Raw genomic sequence first — 12,391 nt, 5'->3', positions numbered from 1 at the left:
AGCACGCGCAATCTCTCGCCGAGGTTACAGCTTCACGACGTTCGACGCCGCGGGCCGTTCCTCCTCTTCTACATAGAGCGTCGCCATCGGCTCATCGTCGGCGACGACCTTGAGGTCGGATCCGAAGCCGTTGAAGCCGGTGCGCATCGCGCAGCCATAGGCCCCAAGCATTCCGATCTCGATATAGTCGCCGGCGGCGACGTCGGCGGGCAGCATGAACGGGCCCGCCATATGGTCGAGATCGTCGCAGGTGGGACCGTAGAAGCTGAACGCTACGTCGCGGGCCTCCGAATCCGCTTCCCGGACCAGCCTTACCGGAAACCGCCAGCCGATATGCGCCGCATCGAACAGAGCCCCGTACGCCCCGTCATTGATGTAGAGCTGGTCGCCACGCCGCTTTTCGACGCGTACGAGCAGGCTCGCATATTCGGCGCACAGCGCCCGGCCGGGCTCGCACCACAGTTCGGCCGAATAGGAAATCGGCAGGCTTTCGAACGCCTTGTGGATGACCTCGAAATAGGTTTCGAGCGGCGGCGGCTCCATCCCCGGATAGGTGGACGGGAAGCCTCCGCCGACGTCGACGATGTCGACCGTGACCGCGGCCTCGACGATGGCGGCGCGGACGCGCTGCATCGCCTCGGCATAGGCCGCCGGAGTCATCGCCTGGCTGCCGACATGGAAGCAGATGCCGAGGGCATCCGAAGCCTGGCGAGCCGCCATCAGCAGCGCCTTCATCTCCTGAGGTTCGGCTCCGAACTTGGAAGCGAGACTCAGCTTCGAATGTTCCGACGAAACCCGAATCCGAACGAGCAGGTTGAGATCGCTGGCAACCACACCATCGGGGCTCGTCGTCGCGCGGACGATCTTCTCGAGCTCTTCCATCGTGTCGAGCGAGAAAGTGCGAACGCCGTAGCTGAAATAGGCTTCGGCAATCGCTTCTTCGGCTTTGACCGGGTGCATGAAGCAGAGCACCGCCTCGGGCAGAGTCTTCGACACGAGACGGACCTCGGCAATCGAAGCCACGTCGAAATGCGTGACTCCGGCCTCCCACAGCACCTGGAGCAGGTCCGGGGACGGATTCGCCTTGACCGCATAGAGCGAGCGGCCCGGAAACTTCTCGACGAAGAATCGGGCAGCACGACGAGCGGCGTGCGGACGAATGAGCGTGACCGGCTGAACCGGGTGCTGGCGGGCGATCACGGTCGCGTTGCCGCGACCGAAGTGGGCGGTAGCTAGCCCCAGCGCGCTATGGTGCGTGTGCAACTCAAGGGACCTCCAACAGGATCGTTGACGAAAAAGCTGCCTTGCGGTTGGAAGTCCCCATGGGGCAGCGGCGCGGCATATATGGGCGCTGGACCCCCATGTAAAGACCTGCGAATTTCCGTGTTTTCCCAGAGGTTTCGATGCAAGAGAGAAGTCCGACGCCGAACGGTGTTCAAGCAGCGGCGAACCGCATCGCCGGAATCGTGACTCGAACACCCCTACTGCCGCTCGACTGGAAGGGTCGCCGGATCTGGGTGAAGCCGGAATGTCTGCAGAATGGCGGCAGCTTCAAATTGCGCGGTGCGACCAACCGGCTCGCGCAGTTGAGCGAATCGGAACGGAGTCGCGGGGTGGTTGCTTTCTCTTCCGGCAATCACGCTCAAGGCGTGGCCCTCGCCGCTCGGCGGCTGGGCGTGACGGCGGCGATCGTCATGCCGAGCGACGCGCCCGCCGTGAAGGTCGAGGCGACTCGCGCTGCGGGCGCGGAGATCGTCTTCTACGATCGCGCTCGCGAAAGGCGCGAGGAAATCGCCGCCCGACTCGCCCAGCAGCGCGGAGCGACGCTCGTCCCGTCCTTCGACGACGTTGACGTCATCGAGGGACAGGGGAGCGTCGGGGTCGAGATACGGGATCAGCTCGGACATGCCCCGGACCAGTTGCTCGTCCCCTGCGGCGGCGGCGGCCTGGCCGCCGGAATCGCGATCGCGCTACCCGAAACTCGGCTGGTCGTCGCCGAACCTGAAGGCTGGGACGACATGGGCCGGTCGCTCCGCGCCGGTACCATCCTGCCGGTCGACGAGCCAGCGCCCGCGACGCGCTGCGACGCGCTCCAGACGAAGCTGGTCTCTCCGCTTACCTTCGACGCCCTAAGGCAGACCGACGCAATCGGAGTGGCAGTTGGCGAGCAGGAAGTGGCGGCGGCCATGGCGTTCGCCTTCCGGAACCTGCGGATCGTCGCCGAACCCGGCGGAGCCGTGGCCCTCGCGGCCCTTCTGTTCGAGAAGGTTGGAGATCTGCCGGACGAGACGGTCGTCGTCGTTTCCGGCGGAAATGTCGATCCGGAGCTTTACGCCGGGATCCTGCGAGGCTCGTCAGCGGCGTGAGCGAGCGGTGCCACCAGGGCGATGAGCTGGCCCAAGGCCGCGACCTCCAGCGCCGTTCTCCTGAGCGCTTCGGAATGTTCCGCCGCATCGATCCCCGGGCGCGCCAGCGTCGCGCCGTCGAGAACGCCGTCGAGCAGCTGCGACAAGGCCGGAAGGATCGATTCTCCGATCGATTCGAGGGCTCCGTCCAGCGGCATCATCGGGCCAGCCTATTCGCCCAGGCTTAAGGGTTGGTGAAGGCCGGGGATCGTGCCATCAGCCGGGCATGACCGGCCCTGGCGCGATCCTGCTCTCGATCATGATGCTTGCCGTGTTCGCACTCGTCGGCGGAGCGACCTATCTGATCGCGAAGCGCCGCGATCGAACCAAGGGCCTTCTGATGTTCGTCGCGGCCGCCGTCATTCTCGGCAACGTGCTGGTGTGGACGCTCTGAGCGGATGAGGGTCCAGCTTCGGCTTCAGCTCCGATCGCTTCCCGATCGCCTCAGCGGATCGGGCAGGACGGGTCGAGCCTGAAATCGAGATAGTCGTCGACCGCCTTCATCAACAGATCCATCTCATTGACGAAGAAGTGGTTGGCGCCCGGGATCGTTTTGTGCTCGATGGTGATGTGCCGCTGCGTACGCAGCTTGTCGACCAGCTTCTGGACGGCGCCGGGGGTGACCACTTCGTCCGCTTCGCCCTGGATGATGATTCCGGAGGCCGGGCAGGGTGCCAGGAAACTGAAATCGTACATGTTCGCAGGCGGAGCGATGGAGATGAAGCCTCGAGCCTCCGGGCGACGCATCAGCAGCTGCATCCCGATCCAAGCACCGAAGGAGAATCCGGCGATCCAGGTCGTTTCGGCTTCCGGATGCACCTGCTGCACCCAGTCGAGAGCGCTGGCCGCGTCCGACAACTCGCCGATACCGTTGTCGAAAATGCCCTGGCTCTTGCCGACCCCGCGGAAGTTGAACCGGAGCGTTGCAAAACCCCGGCGAACGAAGGTCTTGTACAGGGCGAGGACGATGGCGTTGTTCATCGTGCCTCCGCCCTGCGGATGCGGGTGAAGGATCATCGCGACCGGAGCGCGCGGGCGCGGACCGGGGCTGAAACGTCCTTCGAGACGGCCCTCGGGCCCAGGAAAAATGACTTCGGGCATTGCACCTGTGCTTGGCAGGGAACAAAGGAAACCCGCGTGGATGCACCGCGCGGGGCGGCGCTCTATATAGGCGGGCGACGCCGTTCTGCAATTTCTTAGGGATGCGTTGCTCTTGTCCGGGCGAATTTACCTCGATCATGCTTCGACGACGCCGATCCTGCCCGGGGCGGCAGTGGCGATCGCGAAGGCCTGCGAAAGCTGGGCCAACCCTTCTTCGGCTCACCTGGAAGGTCGGGTCGTTCGTGCCGCGCTGGAGGAAGCCCGGACGCGAATCGCCAGCGCCTTGGGCTGGACCGGAGCCCTGGTCTTCACCTCCGGCGCCACCGAAGCGCTCGAGATCGTCCTTCGCCGGGCTCGTGCGGGAACCCGAATCGTGTCTGCCATCGAACATTCGGCGGTGCTTCGGCCCGTTCCGGAGGCCCGGCGAATCGCGGCCAGATCGAACGGCACGCTCGACCTCGCCGACCTGGAGATCGCCCTGAAGACGGCGGAGCGGCCGCTGGTTGCCGTTCAGGCGGTCAACAACGAAACCGGAGTGATCCATCCGATCGACGGGATTGCCGAGCGGGTGAGGGCGGCTGGCGGCCTCCTTCTGGTCGACTGCGCCCAGAGCGCCGGCAAGCTGCCTTTGCCGGACGCCGATTTCCTGGTCGTCGCCGCGCACAAGCTAGGCGGGCCGCCGGGAATCGGTGCGCTTCTCGTCAAGGACAGCGCCGCCCTTGAGGCGATTGGTGGACAGGAGGGCGGTTACCGGCCCGGCACCGCCGCCGTGCCGCTGATCATGGGATTCGCGGCGGCGGTCGAGGCCGACCATTCCTGGTACAAGGAAGCGGAGCGGCTTCGGGAAGTGCTCGACCAGGAGATTATCGACGCGGGCGGCGAAGTCGTCGGTCACGAATCGCCGCGAATCGCAACGATTGCCGGCTATCGGATGCCCGGCGTTCCCGCCGCCTCGCAGATGATGCAGTTCGACCTCGCCGGGATAGCGGTCTCGGCGGGCAGTGCCTGCTCGTCGGGGAGCCTCAAGTCGAGCCATGTTCTGTTGGCGATGGGGATGGACGAAGAGTCGTCACGCGAGGTGATCAGGGTGAGCTTCGGCCCGCAAACGGCCGAGCGCGATGTCGAGAGGTTCCTCGCCGAGTGGCGGAAGCTCTACGAAAGGCGCCGGCCCGCGTGAGCTGCATCTATCTCGATTACCAGGCCACCACCCCGCTCGCGCCCGAAGTTTCAGCGGCGATGCGGCCCTGGATCGAGTCCCATTTCGGCAACCCCCACAGCCCGCATCGTCTCGGTCGCGAAGCCGCCGCAGCGATTGAACTGGCCCGCAAGCGTGTGGCGGAGGCGCTCGGCGCCCCTGGCGAGGGAAAGCTCTATTTCACCTCCGGTGCGACCGAAGCCGCCAATTGGGCGCTGAAAGGGGCGGCGGCCCGATTTGCGTCGGGTCGACGCCGAATCGTCACGGTCGCGACCGAGCATGCCTGTGTGCTCGATTCGGTGCAGTGGCTGAGCCGGCAGGGGTTCGAGATCGTCATCCTCCCGGTCGACAAGGATGGACTTCTGGACCTCGATGTGGTTGCCGAGCAGGTGAACGACTCCACCGGGCTCGTGGCCGCGATGCTGGTCAACAACGAGATTGGCGTCGTCCAGCCGATCGAGGCGCTCGCCGAAATCGCTCACAAACAAGGTGCGCTCTTCTTCTGCGATGCCGTTCAGGGGTTCGGACGGGTCGAGCTGCCGCTTCACGTGTGCGACCTGGTCGCGGTTTCGTCCCACAAGGTTTACGGTCCCAAGGGTGTCGGCGCACTCTGGATCCGGAACGGCGTGGAGATCGATCCGATCCTCCATGGAGGCGGGCAGGAGGGGGGAATCCGGTCCGGAACGCTTTCGCCGGCGCTGTGCGTCGGCTTCGGGGAAGCGGCCCGCCTGCTCGCCGAACGCCGCAATCTGGACGACGCCCATGTGGAACGTCTCTGGCGGATGGCCAGGGAGCTCAGTTCCGGGTGGATTCTGAATGGCTCGGCGGACCGCCGCTACCATGGCAATCTCAACATCCGAAGGGCCGGAATCGATTCGTCCCGCTTGATCTCCGAGGTCCGGCAGGTCGCCTTTTCCGCTGGGTCGGCCTGTGCCAGCGGCTCGGGCCGCCCCAGCCACGTTCTTGCCGCGCTGGGTCTTTCCGAGCGCGAGGCCCGATCGAGCGTTCGAATCGGCTTTGGTCGCTATACGCAGGAAAGCGAGCTTCGCGCGGCGCTCACGCTCATTCTCGGCGCCGCCGATCGTCAAACCTCTTCGCCATCAGGGTTCGCCCAATGACTCTCGTGCGTTTCATCTCAGCCGACGGAACTCATGTTCAGGAAGTTCGCGCTCCTGCCGGGGAGCGGCTGCTCGATGTCGCCCAGAATGCCGGGCAGCCGCTGGAAGGCACGTGCGAAGGCCAGATGGCCTGTTCGACCTGTCACGTGATCATCGATCCGCAGGATTTTGCGAAGCTTCCTCCGGCGAGCGAAGAGGAGGAGGACATGCTCGACCTCGCCGCCCAGGTGACCCGCCATTCCCGACTCGCCTGCCAGATCTGGCTGAACGAAAGCCTGGAGGCCCTCACCGTTCGAATCCCGAGCGGCTTCCACAACATGCAGGGCCGATGAAGAGTCTGATCGCGCTTCTCGCTCTGTTGACGGCGAATTGCGCCAGCCTTCCGGCAGAGCGGTTCGTCTCCTGCGACGAGGCCGTGCGGCCGTCGGTTCAGGTCGACGCGCGGGGGACGGCCCGAACCCGGATCTCCGTGCTGACCTACAATGTCGAAGGTCTGGCGTGGCCGATCCGCTCGGGGCGCGGGCCGCATCTTCGCCGGATCGCCGAACACCTGCAAATGTTGAGAGCACGCGGAGAGGCTCCCGACATCGTCCTGCTGCAGGAGGTCTTCAGCCGGTCTGCGGCCCAAGCGGCCTCGGGGGCCGGTTATCCAGCCGTGGTGGCGGGCCCTGCGCGTGGCGAGCGGCGTCCCGCCCGCGAAACGGACCGACTTCCGGGTCGCCGACAGCCCCGACAAGGCGAGTTGGGGTTGAGGCTTGCCTCATCCGGCCTCGTGATCCTGTCCAATTTTCCCGTGGTCGAGACCAAGACGCGTCCGTTTCCGCGCGGCAGTTGCGCAGGACGCGACTGCCTGTCGAACAAGGGGATGCTTTATGCCAGGATCGCCGTGCCGGGCGTGCCTGACACCGTCGATATTCTCAACACGCACATGAACTCGGCCGCAGCCTCTCGCGTCTCGGAGGCGAGACATACGGCGGCTCACCGGGCTCAAGTGCTGGCACTGTCGGCTTTCCTTCGCGAGGTGAGCGACCAATCGCGGCCAATCGTGTTCGGCGGCGACTTCAACATGCGCCACTCGGAGGCGCGATTCGGCGAGTTCGACCGCCACCAGCCGCTTGAGATCGTTCACCGCTGGTGCAGCGAGCGGCCGGACAAGTGCGAGGTCCGGCTTTCCTGGGACGGCGACGCGCCTTGGATGGACACGCAGGATCTGCAACTGTTCGCTTCGGGGCGCCAGGTCGACATTCGTCCGGTCCGAGTGGAAGCCATGTTCGACGGCGGCGAGGGCGGCCCCGCATTGTCGGATCATGACGGCTTTCTGGTCACTTACGAACTTGTCTGGAACGTCGACTCCGCTGCAACCGACCACTGCCCGGCGTGACCTTGCAGGTTCGCCCTTTTCGTCCCATATGCGCCGCGGGAGTCGGGCGGACGGCGCTCTCGCCAACCCGGTCAGGTCCGGAAGGAAGCAGCCGTAACGAGTTCTCGCGTCGGGTCGTTCCGGCTCCCACCTCCTCTTGCACGCCACTGCACAGCAAGGACGAGCGAGACTTCAGCCGGTACATTCCCGCACATTGCTGAGGCCATCGGTGCCGGAGTTCCCCGCGCGCTCCGCCTTCGACAGCTAGGGGCTGAGGAGCTAGGGTAGGGCCGATGTCCGATTCCCCCCAGCCTTATCGGGTCCTTGCCCGCAAATACCGCCCACAGAGCTTCGATGCCCTGATCGGACAGGAGGCGATGGTGCGTACGCTCGCCAACGCGATCAGGCGCGACCGGCTGGCCCATGCATTTCTGCTCACGGGGGTCCGCGGAGTCGGCAAGACGTCGACGGCGAGGCTGATCGCCAAGGCGCTGAACTGCGTTGGCCCGGACGGGCAGGGGGGACCAACCATCCAGCCCTGTGGCGTGTGCGAGCCCTGCCGCGCAATCGCCGAAGGCCGCCATATCGATGTGGTCGAGATGGACGCCGCCTCCCACACCGGAGTCGACGATGTTCGCGAGATCATCGAGGCGGTGCGCTATGCCGCCGTCTCGGCGCGCTACAAGGTCTACATCATCGACGAAGTTCACATGCTGTCGAAGAACGCGTTCAACGCGCTCCTGAAGACTCTGGAGGAGCCGCCGGCGCATGTGAAGTTCCTCTTCGCCACGACCGAGGTGAACAAGGTTCCGATCACCGTCCTGTCGCGGTGCCAGCGTTTCGACCTTCGGCGAATCCCGGCGGAAATGCTGGCCGAGCATTTCGCCCGAGTGGCTCATGCCGAAGGCGCCGAGGTCGAAGCCGAGGCCCTGGCTCTGATCGCCCGGGCGGCGGAAGGATCGGCGCGCGACGGCCTTTCCATCCTCGACCAGGCGATTGCTCACGGAGCCGGCGCAGTAACGGCCGATCAGGTGCGAGCGATGCTCGGCCTGTCGGACCGCGGCGCAATCCGCCGGCTGCTCGGGTTGCTCTTGAGCGGGGACGCCATGGGAGCCCTGTCGGCGCTCAAGGATCAATATGATCTCGGAGTGGAGCCGTCGGCGGTGCTGCGCGGACTTCTCGAGGCGGTGCACGGAATCACCCGCGCCAAGGTCGGAGGGGCTCAGGATCCCGCCCAGTCGATCGAGGAAAGGGAGGCCTATGCCGAATGGGGCGGCCGGCTGTCCTTTGCCGCCATTCACCGACTTTGGCAGATGTTGCTCAAGGGACTGAGCGAGGTTCAGATCGCGCCTTCGCCGCTGGAAGCGGCCGAAATGGCCCTGCTTCGAATCATTCACGCCGCAGAACTGCCTGACCCGGGCGAGCTGATCGCCAAGCTGGCGAGCGGCGAGACCGCCGCGCCGGGAGCGCCGGAGAGACCGCGGGGGGAGAGCCAGTCTCCACTGCTCAGGGCGCCAGCCAGTTTCCGGGAGCTCGTCGACCGCCTCGCGGAGGGCGGCAAGGCGCATCTTGCCCAGCAGCTGCACGATTATGTCGGCCTCGTGCGCTATGCTCCACCGGAACTGGTCGTCCGGCCGCTGAAACCCTTGGCCAGCGACTTCGTTCGCGATCTTGCGGCCGCCCTCAAATTCGCTACCGGAACATTCTGGCAGGTGCGTGCGGCCGACGAACCGGCCGAGCCGTCACTGCTCGAGCAGGAGAAAGCGGAGGCCGAGCGGCAGCGGCAGAAGGTCCTTGACTCGCCCGTCGTGAAGGCCGCTTTCGAGGCCTTTCCGGAGGCCGAGCTCGCCAGCTACACGATCGACAAACGGAGTGCGTGAATTGCCCGACCTTAATGAAATCATGCGCATGGCGCAGGAAGCTCAGAACAAGCTGATGCAGGCCCAGGAAGACCTCGACAAGGTTATCGTCGAAGGCGTCTCCGGCGGTGGGATGGTCAGGATCCGGGCCTCGGCAAAAGGCCGGATCATCGGTGTCGAGATCGATGAATCTCTCCTTCAACCGTCCGAAAAGCAGATGGTCGAGGACCTTGTCGCCGCTGCCATCAACGATGCGCGTGGCAAGGCCGACATCGCCGCTCAGGAGGCGATGCGCAGTGCCACGGGCGGGCTGCAGCTTCCGCCCGGTTTCAAGATGCCGTTCTAGGGTGAAGGGAACCCCGCTTCCTGCCGCTTCGTTCGAAGGCCGAGAAAGGTAAGGATATGACCGACAAGATCGAAACCGGAACGGGTGGCGGTCTTCCCGAAAGCGGCGCCCTCGGCCCCGCCGGAAGCGTGACCTTCAAGAATCCCAGCGCCCTCGGCCTGGACCGGAGCGACCGGCGGCCCGGCCTGCCGGTGCTGGCGCTGCTGTTCGTCGCCGTTCTTCTGCTCGTTTTCGCCTGGAGCCAGGGACGCGACGATGGCGATGCCCAGAGAAGCGCCGGCGAAGTCGTTCAGGCGCAGTAGCGCCCGCTCTCAAAGGCAGCGGTCGAGGCGCTGGCTGCGAACTGCCGCCATCCGCGCCGCGATCATGTTGCCGTAGCGCCGGGTGAAGCCCCGCGGGGCGATCGCCTCGCGGCGTTTCGGCAGCGGCAGGACTGCCGCGATCCTTGCCGCCTCGGTCGGACTGAGGCGGGAGGCGTCGTGCCCGAAGTAGCGCTGAGCGCCGGCATTGACTCCGTAAGTGCCGATTCCGGTCTCGGCGACGTTCAGATAGACCTCCATGATCCGCCGCTTGTCCCAGAGCTTCTCGATCAGAAGGGTGAACCAGGCCTCCAGGCCTTTGCGGAAATAGCCGCCGCCCTGCCACAGAAAGGCATTCTTCGCGGTCTGCTGGCTGATCGTCGACCCCCCGCGCAGAACGCTTCCTCCCTGCATGTTGCGCCTGAACGCCGCCTCGATCGCTTCGCGATCGAAGCCGTTGTGCGAGCAGAACTTGCTGTCCTCGCCGGCGATTGCGGCGCGGACCATGTCACGATCCATTCGATCCAGTGACATCCACTCGCGCCTGGCCCCGTTGCCGCCGATCATGTCAGCGACCATCGTGAAGGTGATGGGCGGATTCACGAAGCGGTACAGCAACACCCAAAGGATGCTCACCACGAGGAACAGCGCGACGAGCCGGACGATCCAGCCGAGACCACGTCGCAGCCAGCCGCGATTCCTTCGAGTCTTGACAGCCACCCGAGCGCTTAGCCGGCGGAGAGCAGCCTGCGTTCGCCGGCGAGGTTCATCAGCGCCTTTTGAAGCTTTTCGAAGGCGCGAACCTCGATCTGCCGGATCCGCTCGCGGCTGACATCATAGACCTGACTGAGCTCCTCCAGAGTCTTCGGATCATCGGTCAGCCGACGCTCCGTCAGGATATGGCGCTCGCGGTCGTTGAGGGCGTTCATCGCCTCCTGCAGCAGTTCATGCCGCACCTGCGATTCCTGCGCCTCGGCGACTCGCTCGTCCTGAAGCGGCTCGCTGTCGACGAGGAAGTCCTGCCAGCTGCCCTCGCTGTCGTCGCGGAGTGGCACGTTCAGCGAGGTATCGCCACCCATCGCCATGCGACGGTTCATCGAAACCACATCTTCCTCGGACACGCCGAGATCGGTGGCGATCTGCTTCACGTCCTCGGGCTTGAGGTCGCCTTCCTCAAATGCCTCGATCCGATTCTTCATCCGACGGAGATTGAAGAACAGCTTCTTCTGAGCCGCCGTGGTCCCCATCTTCACGAGGCTCCAGCTGCGCAGGATGAATTCCTGGATCGACGCCCGGATCCACCACATGGCATAGGTCGCCAGGCGGAAGCCGCGGTCCGGCTCGAACTTCTTCACGCCCTGCATCAGCCCGATATTGCCCTCGGAGATCAGCTCGGAGACAGGGAGGCCATAGCCGCGATACCCCATCGCGATCTTCGCCACGAGGCGCAGATGGCTGTTGACCAGCTTGGCAGCCGCTTCCGTGTCGCCATGCTCCTGCCAGCGCTTCGCCAGCATATATTCCTCTTCCGGAGAGAGGATCGGGAACTTCTTGATCTCGGCCAGATAGCGGTTGAGGCCAGCCTCACCGCCGGTGGACGGGATCGTCGCCGGGACATTTCTACCGCTTGCCATGATGACTTCTCACATTCTCCCTGCGCGCCGCATGGAATCTGCTGCCCCACGCTGGCACTCGTGCTCCTATACGGAAAGGGCCCCGAACAGTTCCTGAATATCAGATGGGACGGGGCTTTTAAAGGTTAGGTTTTCTTTCGAAACCGGATGAACGAAACCGAGCTCCGCTGCATGAAGCGCCTGGCGATGGAAATTCAATCTTTTCAACACTTCGCGGTGCGAAGGGCGGGTTCGGCCGTAAACCGGATCGCCGACTAGTGGGTGGCCGATCGAGGCCATGTGGACCCGCACCTGATGAGTCCTCCCGGTTTCCAGTCGACACTCGACGATGGCCGCGTCCTTCAGCGGGCGAATCATCCGGTAATGAGTCACGGCGCGCTTGCCTCGACCGCTCTCGACGACCGCCATCTTCTTGCGGTTGGCCGTGGACCGGGCCAGCGGCGCATCGACGGTTCCCGAAGGAGGGATCGGGATTCCGGCGGCGACCGCCAGATAGAGGCGATGAATAAGGTGAACGGCAAACTGTCTTGCCAGTCCCTCATGAGCGACGTCGGTCTTGGCGACGACCAGAAGACCCGACGTGTCCTTGTCGATCCGGTGAACGATGCCCGGCCGGGCCACGCCGCCGATCCCGGAAAGCCGGCCGGAGCAATGGTGGAGCAGAGCGTTGACCAGGGTGCCGTCGAGATTGCCCGCGGCCGGGTGCACCACCATTCCGGCGGGCTTGTCGACGACGAGAAGATGATCGTCCTCGTGGACGATCTCCAGGGCGATGTTCTGAGCTTCGTTATGCGCGGGCTTCGGTTCGGGCACGGCCACTTCATAGACGGCACCGGGCACCGCCTTGATCGCCGGGTCGCGAACCGCCGAGCCCTGCGGACCCGTCACCTCCCCGCTGGAGATCAAAGCCTTCAGCCGCTCGCGGGAAAGCGTGGGCACCGCCGCAGCCAGCGCGCGGTCGAGCCGCCAGCCCGAAGCGTCACCCGGAATTCGCGCCTGAATGATCGTCTTTCCCCCCACAGGCCCGATTTGGCGACGGCCGTAACGAATTCAAGGCGGATGAGGTCACGGACG

At 65.0% G+C, this 12,391-nt stretch carries 15 protein-coding genes and 1 other RNA gene; 10 read left to right on the top strand and 6 right to left on the bottom strand.

Translation table 11 applies throughout. The annotated features are described in order from the left end of the window. Positions 1 to 24 precede the first annotated feature (24 nt). Positions 25 to 1,263, bottom strand: a complete 1,239-nt coding sequence (locus ACRYLT_RS15835; protein ID WP_482665041.1) for a type III PLP-dependent enzyme — start codon at positions 1,261 to 1,263, stop codon at positions 25 to 27. Between the two features lie 140 nt (positions 1,264 to 1,403). Between ACRYLT_RS15835 and ACRYLT_RS15830 the strand changes: the two genes are divergently transcribed. After that, positions 1,404 to 2,366, top strand: a complete 963-nt coding sequence (locus ACRYLT_RS15830) for a threonine ammonia-lyase (RefSeq protein ID WP_482665040.1) — start codon at positions 1,404 to 1,406, stop codon at positions 2,364 to 2,366. Here ACRYLT_RS15830 and ACRYLT_RS15825 read toward each other — a convergent pair. Next, entirely contained in the window at positions 2,330 to 2,566 is a 237-nt protein-coding gene (locus tag ACRYLT_RS15825; protein ID WP_482665039.1) for a hypothetical protein, read from the bottom strand. The genes ACRYLT_RS15830 and ACRYLT_RS15825 overlap by 37 nt on opposite strands. A 65-nt stretch (positions 2,567 to 2,631) precedes the next feature. On the opposite strand from ACRYLT_RS15825, the gene ACRYLT_RS15820 reads away from it, so the two are divergent. Then, entirely contained in the window at positions 2,632 to 2,799 is a 168-nt protein-coding gene (locus ACRYLT_RS15820) for a hypothetical protein (RefSeq protein ID WP_482665038.1), read from the top strand. Between the two features lie 50 nt (positions 2,800 to 2,849). Here ACRYLT_RS15820 and ACRYLT_RS15815 read toward each other — a convergent pair whose 3' ends face one another. Continuing rightward, the gene (locus tag ACRYLT_RS15815; protein ID WP_482665037.1) at positions 2,850 to 3,506 is read right to left on the bottom strand and encodes an alpha/beta hydrolase; all 657 of its coding nucleotides are present in this window, start codon (positions 3,504 to 3,506) and stop codon (positions 2,850 to 2,852) included. A gap of 112 nt (positions 3,507 to 3,618) precedes the next feature. On the opposite strand from ACRYLT_RS15815, the gene ACRYLT_RS15810 reads away from it, so the two are divergent. The 8 genes from ACRYLT_RS15810 (at position 3,619) to ACRYLT_RS15775 (ending at position 9,686) form a co-directional block, all read left to right on the top strand. Beyond that, positions 3,619 to 4,683: a cysteine desulfurase family protein gene (locus ACRYLT_RS15810; protein ID WP_482665036.1), complete on the top strand. Its 1,065-nt coding sequence runs from the start codon at positions 3,619 to 3,621 to the stop codon at positions 4,681 to 4,683. Further along, on the top strand, positions 4,680 to 5,819 hold the full coding sequence (locus tag ACRYLT_RS15805) for a cysteine desulfurase family protein (protein ID WP_482665035.1): 1,140 nt from the start codon (positions 4,680 to 4,682) through the stop codon (positions 5,817 to 5,819). The genes ACRYLT_RS15810 and ACRYLT_RS15805 overlap by 4 nt, the downstream gene beginning before the upstream one ends. Next, a complete protein-coding gene (locus ACRYLT_RS15800) occupies positions 5,816 to 6,151 on the top strand; it encodes a 2Fe-2S iron-sulfur cluster-binding protein (RefSeq protein WP_482665034.1) in 336 nt (111 codons plus the stop codon). Before ACRYLT_RS15805 ends, ACRYLT_RS15800 begins: the two co-directional genes overlap by 4 nt. Next, positions 6,148 to 7,200, top strand: a complete 1,053-nt coding sequence (locus tag ACRYLT_RS15795) for an endonuclease/exonuclease/phosphatase family protein (RefSeq protein WP_482665033.1) — start codon at positions 6,148 to 6,150, stop codon at positions 7,198 to 7,200. Before ACRYLT_RS15800 ends, ACRYLT_RS15795 begins: the two co-directional genes overlap by 4 nt. A 35-nt stretch (positions 7,201 to 7,235) precedes the next feature. Then, an RNA gene (gene ffs, locus ACRYLT_RS15790) (signal recognition particle sRNA small type) lies at positions 7,236 to 7,333 on the top strand. Between the two features lie 139 nt (positions 7,334 to 7,472). Then, positions 7,473 to 9,059 carry a DNA polymerase III subunit gamma/tau gene (locus tag ACRYLT_RS15785; RefSeq protein ID WP_482665032.1) on the top strand — a complete coding sequence of 529 codons (1,587 nt, stop codon included), beginning with the start codon at positions 7,473 to 7,475 and terminating at the stop codon, positions 9,057 to 9,059. A 1-nt stretch (position 9,060) separates the two neighbouring features. Next, positions 9,061 to 9,384 carry a YbaB/EbfC family nucleoid-associated protein gene (locus tag ACRYLT_RS15780; RefSeq protein ID WP_482665031.1) on the top strand — a complete coding sequence of 108 codons (324 nt, stop codon included), beginning with the start codon at positions 9,061 to 9,063 and terminating at the stop codon, positions 9,382 to 9,384. Between the two features lie 56 nt (positions 9,385 to 9,440). After that, on the top strand, positions 9,441 to 9,686 hold the full coding sequence (locus ACRYLT_RS15775; protein ID WP_482665030.1) for a hypothetical protein: 246 nt from the start codon (positions 9,441 to 9,443) through the stop codon (positions 9,684 to 9,686). Between the two features lie 9 nt (positions 9,687 to 9,695). Here ACRYLT_RS15775 and mtgA read toward each other — a convergent pair whose 3' ends face one another. From mtgA to ACRYLT_RS15760, 3 genes are all read right to left on the bottom strand, one after another. Continuing rightward, positions 9,696 to 10,403 (bottom strand): monofunctional biosynthetic peptidoglycan transglycosylase, encoded by a 708-nt coding sequence (gene mtgA, locus ACRYLT_RS15770; protein WP_482665029.1) that lies wholly within the window; start codon positions 10,401 to 10,403, stop codon positions 9,696 to 9,698. An 8-nt stretch (positions 10,404 to 10,411) separates the two neighbouring features. Further along, the gene (rpoH, locus tag ACRYLT_RS15765; RefSeq protein WP_482665028.1) at positions 10,412 to 11,317 is read right to left on the bottom strand and encodes an RNA polymerase sigma factor RpoH; all 906 of its coding nucleotides are present in this window, start codon (positions 11,315 to 11,317) and stop codon (positions 10,412 to 10,414) included. Positions 11,318 to 11,383: 66 nt separating this feature from the next. Beyond that, on the bottom strand, positions 11,384 to 12,337 hold the full coding sequence (locus tag ACRYLT_RS15760) for an RluA family pseudouridine synthase (protein WP_482665027.1): 954 nt from the start codon (positions 12,335 to 12,337) through the stop codon (positions 11,384 to 11,386). Positions 12,338 to 12,391: the final 54 nt, after the last annotated feature.

Source organism: Sphingosinicella sp. SM1-17, from assembly GCF_056821765.1.
The sequence above is the reverse complement of the archived record's forward strand: the minus strand, read 5'-3'. Positions and strand labels throughout refer to the sequence as shown.